This is a genomic window from Flavobacterium frigoris, from assembly GCF_900111075.1.
In the GTDB taxonomy this organism is placed as follows: domain Bacteria; phylum Bacteroidota; class Bacteroidia; order Flavobacteriales; family Flavobacteriaceae; genus Flavobacterium; species Flavobacterium frigoris.
On sequence record NZ_FOFZ01000005.1, the window covers coordinates 62,283 to 76,692 of the forward strand.

The 14,410-nt window shown below is 34.2% G+C and carries 13 protein-coding genes; 10 read left to right on the plus strand and 3 right to left on the minus strand.

What is annotated here, in order from left to right; genetic code table 11:
• Positions 1-463 precede the first annotated feature (463 nt).
• Positions 464-2,125, plus strand: a complete 1,662-nt coding sequence (locus BMW63_RS08715) for a SulP family inorganic anion transporter (RefSeq protein ID WP_074723081.1) — start codon at positions 464-466, stop codon at positions 2,123-2,125.
• A gap of 154 nt (positions 2,126-2,279) precedes the next feature.
• Positions 2,280-2,762, plus strand: coding sequence for a mechanosensitive ion channel domain-containing protein (locus tag BMW63_RS08720; RefSeq protein WP_074723082.1), 483 nt, complete (start codon positions 2,280-2,282; stop codon positions 2,760-2,762).
• A gap of 847 nt (positions 2,763-3,609) precedes the next feature.
• On the opposite strand, the gene BMW63_RS08730 is transcribed toward BMW63_RS08720, so the two are convergent.
• The gene (locus BMW63_RS08730) at positions 3,610-4,452 is read right to left on the minus strand and encodes an alpha/beta hydrolase family protein (RefSeq protein ID WP_074723084.1); all 843 of its coding nucleotides are present in this window, start codon (positions 4,450-4,452) and stop codon (positions 3,610-3,612) included.
• A gap of 335 nt (positions 4,453-4,787) precedes the next feature.
• On the opposite strand from BMW63_RS08730, the gene BMW63_RS08735 reads away from it, so the two are divergent.
• From BMW63_RS08735 to BMW63_RS17980, 6 genes are all read left to right on the plus strand, one after another.
• The gene (locus BMW63_RS08735; RefSeq protein ID WP_074723085.1) at positions 4,788-5,243 is read left to right on the plus strand and encodes a GNAT family N-acetyltransferase; all 456 of its coding nucleotides are present in this window, start codon (positions 4,788-4,790) and stop codon (positions 5,241-5,243) included.
• A 166-nt stretch (positions 5,244-5,409) separates the two neighbouring features.
• Positions 5,410-6,024, plus strand: a complete 615-nt coding sequence (locus tag BMW63_RS08740; protein ID WP_074723086.1) for an SOUL family heme-binding protein — start codon at positions 5,410-5,412, stop codon at positions 6,022-6,024.
• A 149-nt stretch (positions 6,025-6,173) separates the two neighbouring features.
• Entirely contained in the window at positions 6,174-7,802 is a 1,629-nt protein-coding gene (locus BMW63_RS08745) for a long-chain fatty acid--CoA ligase (protein WP_074723087.1), read from the plus strand.
• A 239-nt stretch (positions 7,803-8,041) separates the two neighbouring features.
• Entirely contained in the window at positions 8,042-8,626 is a 585-nt protein-coding gene (locus BMW63_RS08750) for a fasciclin domain-containing protein (protein ID WP_175460272.1), read from the plus strand.
• A 397-nt stretch (positions 8,627-9,023) separates the two neighbouring features.
• The gene (locus tag BMW63_RS18540; RefSeq protein WP_262488755.1) at positions 9,024-9,155 is read left to right on the plus strand and encodes a hypothetical protein; all 132 of its coding nucleotides are present in this window, start codon (positions 9,024-9,026) and stop codon (positions 9,153-9,155) included.
• 228 nt (positions 9,156-9,383) lie between these two features.
• Positions 9,384-9,602, plus strand: a complete 219-nt coding sequence (locus BMW63_RS17980) for a hypothetical protein (protein WP_139174223.1) — start codon at positions 9,384-9,386, stop codon at positions 9,600-9,602.
• Positions 9,603-9,784: 182 nt separating this feature from the next.
• On the opposite strand, the gene katG is transcribed toward BMW63_RS17980, so the two are convergent.
• Both katG and BMW63_RS18120 read right to left on the minus strand, forming a co-directional pair.
• A complete protein-coding gene (gene katG, locus BMW63_RS08765) occupies positions 9,785-12,004 on the minus strand; it encodes a catalase/peroxidase HPI (protein ID WP_074723089.1) in 2,220 nt (739 codons plus the stop codon).
• 527 nt (positions 12,005-12,531) lie between these two features.
• The gene (locus BMW63_RS18120) at positions 12,532-12,705 is read right to left on the minus strand and encodes a hypothetical protein (protein WP_175460273.1); all 174 of its coding nucleotides are present in this window, start codon (positions 12,703-12,705) and stop codon (positions 12,532-12,534) included.
• Positions 12,706-13,047: 342 nt separating this feature from the next.
• Here BMW63_RS18120 and BMW63_RS08770 point away from each other — a divergent pair, with 342 nt between their 5' ends.
• Positions 13,048-13,599, plus strand: coding sequence for a GNAT family N-acetyltransferase (locus tag BMW63_RS08770; RefSeq protein ID WP_074723090.1), 552 nt, complete (start codon positions 13,048-13,050; stop codon positions 13,597-13,599).
• Positions 13,600-13,783: 184 nt separating this feature from the next.
• A complete protein-coding gene (locus tag BMW63_RS08775) occupies positions 13,784-14,407 on the plus strand; it encodes a murein L,D-transpeptidase catalytic domain-containing protein (protein WP_074723091.1) in 624 nt (207 codons plus the stop codon).
• Positions 14,408-14,410 lie beyond the last annotated feature (3 nt).

Consider the following 14,410-nt stretch of genomic DNA (forward strand, 5'->3'; position numbering starts at 1 on the left):
TAATTAAAAAATAATCTTTCCTCTTTTTGGGCGTATCCCGCTTCCACTCCGTTACAGCACGGTCGAGCTGTATGTCACAATCTTTTTTCTATATTTCGCTATAAATCAATAAAATACAAAATAACTTTCACAACTATCCATTACTTAGCATAAAAATGATCTATAGGATTTATACTGTTTTATTTATATATTAGCTTAGTAGACACTTGAACTACATAAAAGTTGCACAAATTTGAAGAAACGTCAAGAATAAGAATTAAATACAACAAAATCGACAAATCAATTCAAATAAAAGAGGGTTTAAAAAACTAATATTTTCTTGTTACGTTACTTAAGATTCTAAATTTGATAACTACAATTCTGAATCTGTATGATTTAAATATGTGTATAATAAAACCCGTTGAAAAAATTATGGAATGAACTATCGTTTTTCAACATTTACTGAATCAACAAAACTAAACTTATGATATCAAAAATAGTAGATTTCAGCAATTTAAAAGGAGATTTAATTGGTGGTCTAGTCGCTGGAGTGGTGGCCTTACCCCTAGCCCTTGCCTTTGGTGTACAATCAGGAATGGGCGCTACAGCAGGTCTCTATGGAGCTATTATGGTAGGGATATTTGCAGCACTATTTGGAGGTACTCCAACTCAAGCTAGTGGACCAACAGGACCTATGACGGTGGTTTCTGCAGCTTTAGTTGTAGCTGGAATCCAATTGACAGGAAGCCTAGAAGCGGCAATGGGGATTATATTACTAAGTTTTCTGTTAGGCGGAGCCCTACAGATTGTTTTTGGACTCATAAACATTGCTGGGTATGTCAAATATTTTCCATATCCAGTAATCTCTGGGTTTATGAGTGGAGTGGGACTGATTATTATACTTCTTCAATTATTCCCTTTTGTGGGACTTACTTCGGCTAAATCAACCTTTATAATATTGGGAGATTTACCTAGACTTTTTTCAGAATTTAATATTCATGCGCTTGCATTAGGCATTTTAACTGTATTGATTTATTATTTATTTCCGTTAATCACTAAAGCCATTCCAAGTGCACTGGCGGCCTTGGTCATCGCAGCGCTAGCTGGTTATTTTCTAAGTTGGGATGTGCCCATAATTGGAGAAATTCCATCAGGGATTCCGTCTTTGCAAATTGGAACCATGTTTAGCAATATACCATCCGAAGCGTACCCATTAATAATAGAATATGCTGCCGTTCTAGCTGTCCTTGGTAGCATTGACTCCTTATTGACTTCGGTAATTGCAGACAATATGACTAAAACACGCCACAACAGTAATCGGGAATTGATTGGACAAGGAATAGGCAATATGTTGGCAGCTGCTTTTGGGGGAATCCCTGGTGCAGGAGCAACAAAAGGCACCGTAGTCAATATTAATGCTGGAGGTAAAACCCGGATCTCAGGAGCCATTCATGGCTTATTTTTATTAGCCGTTCTTTTAGGTTTAGGCTCATTAGCGGCATATATCCCACTATCAGTTTTGGCAGGGTTATTAATTCCTATTGGCTTCAAAATTATTGATATCAAAGGCTTAAAACATTTGCTGCGAGTACCTAGAGCAGATGCCATCGTTCTAATTTTAGTCCTCTTAATAACTACCTTCGGCAGCTTAATCCAAGCAGTTGGCCTTGGTGTAGCACTAGCATCTATCTTATTTATGAAAAAGGCAAGTGACCTTGGTGAAAAGGGTATTACCATAGAATCTATAGAAAACTTGAAAGATGAAAAACCATGGCAAGATGAATTGTCTTTCTATGATGAATATAAAGATAAAGTAGTAATCAAGCACTTGAAAGGACCCCTTTTTTTTGGATTTACAACGCATCTTAAAAATCAGGTTGCCACTATGGATAAAAAGATTAAGTCTCTAATTATTCGAATGGATGAAGTTCCGCTGATTGATCAATCGGGACTTTATACTTTAGAAGATATCGTGTTTGATTTGCAGCAACTAGGAATACAAGTGTTACTAGTCAATCTACAAGAACAACCTATGGATAAATTAAGGTCGATTGATATCATCCCTGATCTCGTGGCAGAAGAGCATCTTTTTGTGAATATAGAAGAAGCTTTTGCTTATATAAAGAAGACAAATAGAATAGATTAAGCATCTCAGGTTTATAAATTTTGACTTTAGAGTCAAATATGCTTTTTGAACGGTTATTATTACTACCGCTATCAATGTGCAAAATGACAATAGCCTCTAGTGACGTCCGAAGTATTTACACAAACTATGTTACACAATTAAAACAAAAAACGATATGGACATTAGAATAATAGAGACAATGCTTGCTGTTACCTCCTTCTTTATTTTAAGATTTGTTACTATAAAATTTCTTTCAAAGATTCAGCATAAATACGAGTATTCAAAATACAGAATAAGACCTATTTTGAAGTTTATCAATTTATTCAATTTTGTAATCCTAATAACAATAATAATAGCAATCTGGGGAGTTGAGCAGACAAAGCTTCTGACTTTTATTACTTCTGTTCTCGCAGTTATCGGTATAGCATTATTTGCCCAATGGTCCATTCTTTCAAACATATCTTCTGCACTAATCATTTTCATAAGCCATCCTGTTAAATTGGGAGAATCAATTACAATTATTGATAAGGAATTTGATATTACTGGTAAAGTGTCTGATATAGGGCTATTCTATGTGATCTTGAAGACAGAGACCGATGAAAAAATTATGATTCCCAATAATGTGTTTTTACAAAAAGCAACAAAAATAAATTCATGATAGTAATAGGTATGATTCTATTACTAGGCTTTTTATTTTTCCCCATTTGTTCCTAAAGTGCGGCCACAAAAATTGAGGGAGAATACAGTGACAAACCTAAAATGATTCCATCCTTGCAGATCCAATGGTAAAATAGTCCAAAGAAATGAGTTTAGCGGTGTTTTCATCAAAGCCAAATTCAGACACAATGAGAAGAAATTTACTGTTGAATTCAAGATATTGGGAATTTAACAAGATGTAGATTTTGTAAAAAAAAGAGACATCACTCCTATGAGCCATCACAAAATAAAACGTAATCTTAATTGTCTTTACCAAAAAATAAAAAGGTTCAACTGCAATACTTTTAATTTAAATAGTAAATAGTTTTCTGCTCAGTTTAGTGGATTAAAGCCCAAAAATATTGACCTCGATTTTCACACATTGACCAAGTAAATAGATACTAAAAAAGAAAAAAAATCAATTCAAAATTTTCAAATACTATTATCTGAACTTACTCAAATTATAAGAATAAGTAGTTTTGAACCAGATCAAATAATTGAATGGAAAAATTTATAAAAAGTTGTTCATAACAGCTAATGATTCTTTGGACTTTAAAAGCAAACCCCCGAGCTATAGCGAACGGACGAAGTCATGAAGCCTTGATTGAGCGAAACTGATGGCGATTCCACTACTCTAAGCGAAAAATATGGCCGAACTAAATTATTTTATTTTACAATAAAACTGTTTGAATAAAAAAGTAAAGCCGCTAAGACCGTAAAGCATATCCCAAATACCACTCTCTTAAAGTGCGGTCAGTTTATGGAAGACAATCTTTTTTCTTTATTTCTTTATTGCTCCATAGTACCAGCTACAAGAAAAAATCCTTAGTCACAACCACCAATTCTTTAGTATGTTCTGGTAATGCTGTTCCTAAATAAGGATGCGACCCTCCAAAAACATGATTGGCTCCCAAAATAATATGACTTTTTGCTTTGGTAAAATGTTTCTTTAACAAATTGAACTCCTCCATTTTAACGGCTTCATCATTTGTTCCTTGAATCATCAAATACGGAAATCGGAGCTTTTGACTCGCATTAATCAAACTGTACTTTTCTCTATTGGTTTCCAGATCCTCCAAAACTTCTATGTTCAAAGGCATCATTTGATTCGTTCTCGCGTTTTTAATATACTGAACACCTTCAGTTCTCCACTTGTCAATAAATTTTGAATTCCAACTGCGATGAAAATCAAACGGACTCGCCCATGTACATATTTTTTCAATTTTAGTTTCATATTGAGTGCAATACAATAATGCCGAAACACCTCCTTTGCTATGACCGATAATAAAAATTTTATCAGTGTTTATTACTGGCAATATTTCTGGTAATTCGTTGACTATAAATTGTTCCACGCTCCCAATATCTTCCATTTCCTTTCCTAAAGTATTGGTAGCAAATTTATCGAGATCCGTAAACTCGACTGAATCTTCTAGTCCCATTCCGTTATGCGAAAAATTAAGCTTTAAGAAAGCAAAACCATTTTCTACGAAATAATTGGCTATCATCTGCCAACAACCCCAGTCTTTAAAGCCTTTAAATCCATGACAAAAAATGATGACCCCTTTTTGTTCCTGAGATTCAGAATAACTTAAATCTATTGTAAATTGCTCTTGTAACGCTCCTTCGAGAATAAAATTTCTATCTAATATCATGATTTTTATTTTTAGGCTTCAATAAAAAATTAGAACAAAGATAAGAAGTTGATGGAATTATTGTTTCTAAAAAATTCTAGTATTTTAAAATGACAGCATCGAAATCATCGATATCTAGCCATCAAGCAAAGAAAATATCCCGCAGATGATTTGTACTATTTTATTTATATATTAGCTTAATAAATAAATCTGGCTTTGTCAGAGCTATATAAAAGTTATGAGAGACCATTTAAGAACTAATGAAATTGAACTATTTTCTTTCAGCACAAAACACTTATTCCTATAAGTTTGAAAACGGCTAGAGGTGGGAGAACATTGGTATTAATTAAAAAAAAATGAAAATAAGACCTTATATCCAAAATGACAAAGTCGCAGTGATTGAACTTCTAAGGTCAAACACACCGCGATTTTTTGACCCCACAGAAGAAAAATATTTGATAGAATACCTGAATAAAGAGGTAGAAGATTACTTCATAGTGGAAGAAAATCATGAAATTATAGGAGCCGGTGGAATCAACTATTTTCCAGAAGAAAAAACGGCTCGAATTTCTTGGGATATTATCAAACCTGATTCACAAGGAAAAGGAATTGGAAGAAAATTAACTGAATACAGAATAAACCATTTGAATAAAAATATTGAAGTTGATATAATTATCGTGAGAACGACTCAACTCGTTTACAAATTCTACGAAAAGAGGGGGTTTAAACTGATGAAAGTCGAAGAAAATTTTTGGGCAAAGAACTTTGACTTATATCAGATGGAATTAAAGAATAAAAACGGCAAAGAATAGCGTTTTGGTGCTGTAACAAGTTATATGATAGCTTCGATTTTTTCTTCGCAAAAAAACCCTTATCTTTAACAGAAACAAATCAGTCTGCATTTACAGCAAGAGGGCAAAGCTACTGAATGCTGGCGCACATTTAAAATGAAAATAGCTTTATCCTTAAATCCAAAAAATGAAAATACTATTCATCTCACTCGGAGTAATACTCTTAGCCTTTGTTGTTGTTCAACTTTATGCCATGAGAGAACAAAAAAATATTGAAACCTATGCTTATGTAGTCAATAAAAAATACGACACATTTGAAATCCGCAGCTACGAAGCAAGTTTATTTACTTCCGTCAAACTGTCCACAAAAGAATTTAAAGAGGCGTCCAGTAAAGGGTTCTCTATTTTAGCTGGATACATTTTTGGCGGAAATGAAAAGAACGAAAAAATATCCATGACCTCACCTGTAACCGTGTCTCTGGGAGATTCTATGACCGTTATGTTTTTGGTTCCAAAGAAATTCAAAAAAGAAATGCTTCCTCAGCCTAGTCAATCCCAGATAGAATTTAGAGAAGAACCGGCAAAAACTGTAGCTGCCATCACCTTTGGCGGTTGGGCTAATGATAAAAAAATAGAAAAGTATAAAGAGAAATTAAAGACTGCTTTAGATGTCGAGGGAATAAAGTACACCAACCGATTTTACTTTTTAGGATACAATCCTCCTTTTGAAGTTTTCAACCGTAAAAATGAAGTTATTGTCGAGTTGCAAAATGACGCTATCGACCCAATTAAAAAACAGTAAACTAGTAATCCGTTTTTACAACATATCATACTTAAAATAAATGATTATGTACTAAAGCTATTGTTAAAAAACGGAGTGTCTAAAATAGGAATCGAATATTCCCTAACCAGTAGCACCACAGCATTAAATAATCATTTAAAATTTTTAGTATGGAAGGCTTAATAATGAATTACCCACTCACAACTACTACTATTCTTGAATACGGAAACAGCGTCTATCACCATAAAAAAATAATAACCTATTTACCAGATGGAACACGACAGGAATATCGCTTTGGTGATCTGTATAAACGATGTAAAAAGTTAGCCAATGCGTTAACCTTAAAATTAGGTATCACTAAAGGGGATATGGTAGGTACTTTTGCATGGAATCACGCGCCTCATGTAGAGCTATACTATGGTATTTCAGGTGTTGGAGCCATTTGTCATCCTATAAATATTAGATTGACAAGCGACCAAACGGAATATATAATCAACAATTCTGAAGATAGAGTCATTTTTGTAGACGCTACTTTAGTCCCTCTACTAGAAAAAATTGCCCCACTACTTGAAACTGTAGAATGTTATGTGTTAATAAATGCACCTAAAGATTTTAAAACCTCGTTACTAATTACAATACATTACGAAGATTTATTGGAAGAGCAATCGGAACATTTTGAATGGCCAACATTAAACGAAAATGATGCCAGCGGAATGTGTTACACCAGCGGAACAACTGGTTTACCAAAAGGAGTTTTATATTCTCATAGGTCTACTTATTTGCATGCTTCTAACATTATATCACCTAATGCAGGGAACTACAGCAATCTAGATACCATTCTATTGATTGTGCCACAATTTCATGTAATGGCTTGGGGATTTCCATATTTATGTCTGTTGTCTGGATCAAACATGGTGCTACCTTCCTCTAATTTACAGCCAGACGTTCTTATTAAAATTCTTCAAGAAGAGCAGGTTACTAAAGCAAACGGAGTTCCTACTATTTGGTTAGGCGTTTATGATGCCATGAAGAAGAATCCACCAAAAGAAAAACTGGCGCTTGAAGAATATATTGTAGGAGGTTCTGCATTACCTAAAAGTCTTATTGAAGGTTTCGAAAAAGATTTTGGAATAAAGGGAGTTCAAGCTTGGGGAATGACAGAAACATCTCCTTTGGGTACCGTTTCACGATTACAATCACTGCATACCCATTTATCAGATAACGAAAAGCTTAACATTCGTGCCAAACAAGGTACTGCTTTTCCAGGTGTTGAATTAAGGATAATGACAGATGAGGGGACTTTGGCACCCGCCGATGGTAAGACCATGGGAGAATTACAAATAAAGGGGGCTTGGGTTATCAATTCTTATTTTAAGACGAATAATCAGGATGGTTTTACTCAAGATGGTTGGTTTAAAACGGGTGATGTCAGTACGATCGATAAAGATGGTTATATGGAAATTAAAGACCGTACCAAAGACCTTATAAAAAGTGGTGGTGAATGGATTTCAAGTGTTGCCTTAGAATCGGCATTAATGGCGCATCCGAAAATTAAAGAAGCTGCAGTAATTGCCATAGCAGACGAAAAATGGATAGAAAAACCTTTGGCTTCCATAGTCTTAGTGAATGAGAAAGATACCATATCAGATAGCGAATTAATTGAATTTTTATCGAGAGATTTTGTAAAATATCAGATTCCCAGAGACTATGTTTACATAAATGAAGTACCCAAAACAAGCGTTGGTAAACTTGACAAAAAAGAGATTAGAAGACTTTTTGCCGAAGGAAAGCTTAGTTAAACAGCATAATTACTACTTAGAATAAGAAACGCCAACAATGGTTATAATTAATTGCTTGTTTTTGGCCTACTTCAAGTAACCCAATCTCAACTCTAAATTAAGAGAATTAATTACAAACAGTACCGGCTATTAGGTCCCTATTTTATTATTTGTTTAATTATTTGTTAAAAAAAATAAACAAAACATATAAATGCTTATATTTGAGTATCTTAATTTAATTTAAACTTAAAATAGTAATTATGAAATTAGTAAAAACAATTAGTGCATTTGTATTAGTAGGAGTAATAACTGCTTCTTGTGGTCAGAAAAAAGAAGCCGAATCAACAGAGATGGCTGATTCAACAGCAGTAGTAATGGACACAACAGTAGTTGTCGAAACACCGAACATTGTAGGGGTAGCAGCAGGAAATGCAGATTTCTCAACGCTTGTTACGGCAGTGAAAGCAGCTGGATTAGTTGAAACATTAAGTAGTGACGGTCCGTTTACGGTTTTCGCACCAAATAATGCAGCATTTGCAAAACTTCCAGCAGGAACTCTAGACAGCTTATTGAAACCAGAAAGTTTAGACAAATTGCAAGCTGTTTTAAAGTACCACGTAGTAGCAGGGAAGTTTGACGCTGCAACAGTAATTGATGCAATAAACAAAAATAACGGAAAATACACTGTTACAACTGTTCAGGGAGGTACAATAGTTTTAAGCTTGAAAGACGGAAAAGTGATGTTAACTGATGCTAATGGCGGAACTGCAACAGTTGTTCTTGCTGATGTAGCTGCTTCCAATGGAGTTATTCATGCCATCGATACCGTGGTTATGCCAAAGTAAGTTTTAACTTATTCTTTTATAAACCGTTGTAGCAATGCAACGGTTTTTTATATCAACTCAACTAAAGTTAGGTTTAAAGTAAAAATCAGTACGCTATAGCCAATGGTCTTACCACCCTATCTGACAGAAATAGATTTAAAAAGTGGAGTCCAGAACCCACTAAAAAAACGGGGCGTCATCCCGCAAGCCAGACATGTAGGAAAAAATAATTAATAAAATATGTTTTATAAATTTAACTTGACTGATAAATTGCTATTTATTGCGGCATTTGCGTCATTAGTGTACTCTGAGATTTTATTTTTTAATGGATACGAAAATCAAGCGATTTTTATAGGACTCTGGGTACCCTCAATACTTTGTTTTGGAATATACTTACATCTAATAAAAAAAAATAAAAATGATTGATTTTATACCCTATTTCGCCGGAGTAATCACCTTATTATTTGGTGTTGCATTCGCCTATGCTTTAACAAATACTAGTAAAAAAGACGCAGAGTTAGAAAAAAAGATTAAGGAAAGTAAATTATAACTAACTCTCTAATGCGAAAACTTGTTTTGGCGATGGGTGAAATAACTCTTTTTAAGCTTATTGCAAAATTCTAAGTTTTTACTTCCTTTCACCGCGATTGCAAAAAATGGAAATCTACTTAAATACATGGGACATTAAAAAATCAATCTCTCTAAGCCAAATTAGTTCGTCATTTTATTAGTGCTAATGATTTTGAATTATCCCCTCTTTTTTATTGTAAATTAGGCCTTGAGGATACTATTAGGAGGAATACTATGTGTTTCCGTATTCAAAATGGAAGAATTATCCTTTTATTTGCGAGATGCCTCCGTTAAGTATTGCATAGATAATTCTATACTTTTTTTGGAAGTAGATGTTGTCGATTATTTTTGGGTAGCATTTTTAGCGCTAGATCTTCCGACTGAATATGCAACAGTTCATCATGTTCCCATTGAGGAATATGATTGAAAAAAATGTTTTACCCAAGATCCTGCTGTATTCTATGGCAAATTGGAGAATTTGATAAGTAAACGAATAAGTAGCTAAATGTACAGAATTTGAAAAAGTATTACATAACAAAAAAGTGACTCGTTACCGGGTCACTTTTTTTATTTATAATCTCATTTTCTCATTCTCTATCTTTCGACCTTTTAAATTACGTCAAAACGATCTAGGTTCATCACTTTGTCCCATACAGTTACAAAATCTTTAACAAACTTTTCTAAGGCGTCCATAGATCCATAAACTTCAGCAATAGCGCGAAGTTCTGAATTAGAACCAAATATAAGGTCAGCTCTTGTACCAATTCCTTTTAATTCTCCAGTTGTGCGATTATGCCCTTCGAATAGATCATCAGCCTCAGAAACTGCTTTCCAGGTTGTAGTCATATCAAGAAGGTTAACGAAGAAATCATTAGTTAAGGCCTCTTTACGTTCTGTAAATACACCATGATTAGAATGATCAAAGTTTGTATCAAGAACACGCATTCCACCAAGTAGAACGGTCATTTGAGGTACTGATAAAGTTAGTAATTGTGCTTTATCAACTAACATTTCCTCTGACGATATTGTATATTTAGTTTTTAAGTAGTTACGGAAACCATCCGCTTCCGGCTCTAATACATCAAATGATTCTGCATCGGTTTGTTCTTCTGATGCATCTGCTCGTCCTGCTGTAAAAGGAACTGTTACAGTTTGACCAGCGCTTTTTGCTGCCTTTTCGATAGCTGCGCAACCACCTAGAACGATCAAGTCGGCAATTGATACCTTCTTATCTCCTGATTGTGCCGTATTAAATTCTGCTTGAATATGCTCTAGAGTCTCTAAAACTTTCGCTAATTGAGTTGGATTGTTAACTTCCCAATTCTTTTGAGGCGCTAATCTTAAGCGTGCTCCATTCGCACCTCCACGTTTGTCAGACCCACGGAAAGTTGATGCAGAAGCCCAAGCTGTAGATACTAATTGAGATATAGTTAACCCTGAAGCAAGTATCGTTGCTTTTAATGCCGTAACATCAGCATTATCTATTAATTTGTGTGTTACAGCTGGAATAGGATCTTGCCAGATTAATTCTTCTTTTGGAATATCTTTACCAATATAACGGGTTACTGGTCCCATATCACGGTGCATTAGTTTAAACCAAGCACGAGCAAAAACATCTGCTAAATGATCAGGATTCGCTAAAAAGTTTCTTGAAATTGGCTCATATATAGGATCTACTCTTAGTGCTATATCACTAGTTAGCATAAATGGTGCATGAGTTTTTGATGCATTGTGAGCATCTGGTACAGTACCTGCTCCTGCTCCATTCTTTGGTTGCCATTGCTGTGCACCTCCTGGACTTTTAGTTAATTCCCATTCGAAACCAAAAAGGTTTTCAAAGTAATTGTTACTCCACTTTGTTGGTGTAGTACTCCAAGCTCCTTCTAATCCACTTGAAATAGTGTCTTCTCCCTTCCCAGTACGAAAGCTGTTTTTCCAGCCAATTCCTTGTTGCTCAATACCTGCTGCTGCAGGTTCTGGACCTACATATTTATCAGGATCAGCGGCACCGTGTACTTTACCAAAAGTATGACCACCAGCTATAAGTGCAACGGTTTCTTCATCATTCATCGCCATACGCTTAAAAGTCTCGCGAATGTCACGTGCAGATAAAAGCGGATCAGGATTCCCGTTAGGTCCTTCAGGATTTACGTAAATCAGTCCCATTTGAACTGCTGCCAAAGGATTTTCTAAGTCACGCTCTGCAGTATAACGTTTGTCATCTAACATTTTACCTTCAGAACCCCAATAGATGTCTTCCTCAGATTGCCAGATATCTTCACGTCCTCCGCCAAAACCAAAAGTCTTCAATCCCATAGAATCAAGAGCACAATTCCCAGTTAGAACAATAAGATCTCCCCAAGAAAGTTTTCTACCATATTTTTGTTTTATTGGCCATAATAATAAACGCGCTTTATCTAAATTTGCATTGTCAGGCCAACTATTTAGTGGTGCAAATCTTTGAGAACCAGAACCAGAACCTCCACGACCATCTGCAGTGCGATATGTACCTGCACTGTGCCAAGCCATTCTAATGAAAAACGGTCCATAATGACCGTAATCTGCTGGCCACCAATCTTGAGAGGTCGTCATAACAGCTACAATATCCTTCTTTACAGCATCGAGATCTAATGTTTTGAATTCTTCGGCATAATTAAATTTATCACCCATTGGATTTGATAAATCCGCATGTTGACGTAGAATGTTTAATTGCAACTGATTAGGCCACCATTCCTTATTATTTTTAGCAGTTCCGGCGCTTTGTTTTGCTGCAACTGCACCTCCGCCAAAGGGGCATTTACTTTCACCGTTTGTGTTATTTCCTTCCATAATTTGTAAAATTTAGATTTATTAGTTGTTCAAAGGTACTGTATCTTTTTCGATAATTTTTATCTATAGATTTTATATAATCATAGATAAACATTATAGTTTTAACTTAAATAGCGACGTTATAAGATACGAAATTATTGGTAACCTAGAACAGGTATTCTTAGCTCCAGCTATCATTCAATCCAAATAAACTTATAAAAATGAAGTTGTTACGAAAGCAGTTACTAACAGCTATGTGGAAGTGATGAATCTATTACAGATCAACTACTAAACATTGCCACATTGTTAGATAAATCTATTATTGAAGAGTAAATAATAAACCTTCAGTAGTAACAACAATAGGTTAAAATAGATCTATTACTAAGGATACGGTTTAAAAACTAAACTTTGATTGTAAAATATCTTCCATTACAAATAAGAATTTTAATAGAAGATATTATTGTTACAAGTTCCAGAAAAAAAATCAACAGTTCCGTTATTTATGAGCTAAAACAATTGTAAAAAAACTACTTGAATCAAATAGTTTTTTAAATCTCTCTGAAAGTAGTTCCAGCTGCCAGAACCAAAAATCCAACTAGTAATTGGCCATAATTATATTGACTTAAAATCTGAACATGGGTGAAGTGGCCAATAATTCCAAGGATACCGCAAGCCAAGCCAATGATCCAGGTAATTTTCTTAGGTGAAGAAGGTTTTGTCATAAAAAATATGTTTTTGGTTATTATTTGATAAAAACGCAATGACTTAGAAAAAAGGTTACAACTTAGTTTATCAAGAAGCCCGATTCCTATTATCTGTATTAAATTATCAAAGTGAACTCAAAAATATACTTTTCTCACTAACTAATTATTATATAATTTTTGCTTTTAATTACATAAATCACAGATGTAGTTTATAATCAAATACTTTTAAAGTTCTAAGAAACGATAGCCTTAGAGAAATTCCAGGAAATTAAATAATCGTCCGATAAAAAGATTTAATTTTGAAGCACCTAATGATAGATTTAACCAAAATTTTGTTTAAGTCAATTGAATACAATAAGAATGAGCAATAAAAATAGGATAGTAATATCCGAAACCATTACACTAACGGCAATTTCAATTACAGATCAAGAAAAATTGTTCTCCCTTATGTCCAGAATATATCTTCCCGAATACCACCATCTTTGGTTTGATGCTGGTGCGTGGTATATGGATAAAATATATTCCTATGCTAATCTGGAAAAAGACCTCGCTACTCCTAACTCTTCCTATTATTTTGTTCACTACCAATCTGAAACAATTGGGATCTTAAAACTAATCGAAAATGTCCCTTTATTTGAATTTAAAGATAGAAATTCAGCTAAACTGGATCGAATATATCTTGATCCCAATTTCCATGGCAAAGGCATCGGAAAAACCCTTATCCATTGGGTAGAAAATAGATTGGCATCTAATAGTCATTCCATTTTATGGTTGGAAGCAATAGATACACAGGAAAAAGCATTAGTATTTTATGAAAAAATGGATTACAAAATTTGCGGTACATTCAAATTAAAATATGAACTAATCCATCCCAATTTAAGAGGAATGTACCGAATGTATAAACCTATTTAGAGCTTGGAAAAACAAATCCAGAAGGTAGCCTTCACCTTATATTTGTTAAAATACTGATTTTCAGACCACCACGTATTTGTTTTTCATAACTTTGCAAAGCAGTCGTACCTATTCTAAGTTCTTTTAGCTTTATCGAGTTAGAAAGTATTGGTACGAATAAAAGTAAATTTAATATCCTTATAAAATGAGAAAATTATTCTTTGTTACGCTATCAGTAGGATTCCTCTTTTTGAGCAATAATGTTTTTTCTAAAAATATTGTTATAAATCCTTTTGTGCATTCAGAATTGAATAGCGCAACAGAAGAAAAACTCATACAACACGTAATAAGAATTAAGGAATTAGTGAGCCATAATCCAAAATACAATCAAGACATCGCCTTTTTTATAGACATGCATGTGATGTCTGGAAAAAATAGGTTTTTTGTTTATGATCTGAAGAATGATATACTACTAGATCAAGGATTAGTGGCACATGGTTTCGGTTCACGAATTAAAAGTGATGGAGTTCAAAAATTCAGTAATGAAAGTGGTTCTCTTTGCACTTCCTTAGGCAGTTATAGCATCGGACATAGTTATAATGGGCAATTTGGTAAAGCATATAAGTTGCATGGCTTAGATGCAACAAACAACAAGTCGTTCTCCAGAAATATTGTTCTCCATAAAAGCAGCGATGTCCCTTATGAAGAACAGAATGGCCAAATAGGATACAGTTTTGGCTGCCCTATGCTTAATGAACAATATTATCAACGAATTGAAAAACGAATTGATGATTCTAAGAGCGATATTATTCTAGATATTTATTATTAAATA

Excerpts from the sequence above, each read along its gene's own strand:
- BMW63_RS08715 (WP_074723081.1), top strand. The coding sequence starts at position 464 with ATGATATCAAAAATAGTAGATTTCAGCAATTTAAAAGGAGATTTAATT.
- BMW63_RS08720 (WP_074723082.1), top strand. The coding sequence starts at position 2,280 with ATGGACATTAGAATAATAGAGACAATGCTTGCTGTTACCTCCTTCTTT.
- BMW63_RS08730 (WP_074723084.1), bottom strand. The coding sequence starts at position 4,452 with ATGATATTAGATAGAAATTTTATTCTCGAAGGAGCGTTACAAGAGCAA.
- BMW63_RS08735 (WP_074723085.1), top strand. The coding sequence starts at position 4,788 with ATGAAAATAAGACCTTATATCCAAAATGACAAAGTCGCAGTGATTGAA.
- BMW63_RS08740 (WP_074723086.1), top strand. The coding sequence starts at position 5,410 with ATGAAAATACTATTCATCTCACTCGGAGTAATACTCTTAGCCTTTGTT.
- BMW63_RS08745 (WP_074723087.1), top strand. The coding sequence starts at position 6,174 with ATGGAAGGCTTAATAATGAATTACCCACTCACAACTACTACTATTCTT.
- BMW63_RS08750 (WP_175460272.1), top strand. The coding sequence starts at position 8,042 with ATGAAATTAGTAAAAACAATTAGTGCATTTGTATTAGTAGGAGTAATA.
- BMW63_RS18540 (WP_262488755.1), top strand. The coding sequence starts at position 9,024 with ATGATTGATTTTATACCCTATTTCGCCGGAGTAATCACCTTATTATTT.
- katG (WP_074723089.1), bottom strand. The coding sequence starts at position 12,004 with ATGGAAGGAAATAACACAAACGGTGAAAGTAAATGCCCCTTTGGCGGA.
- BMW63_RS18120 (WP_175460273.1), bottom strand. The coding sequence starts at position 12,705 with ATGACAAAACCTTCTTCACCTAAGAAAATTACCTGGATCATTGGCTTG.
- BMW63_RS08770 (WP_074723090.1), top strand. The coding sequence starts at position 13,048 with ATGAGCAATAAAAATAGGATAGTAATATCCGAAACCATTACACTAACG.
- BMW63_RS08775 (WP_074723091.1), top strand. The coding sequence starts at position 13,784 with ATGAGAAAATTATTCTTTGTTACGCTATCAGTAGGATTCCTCTTTTTG.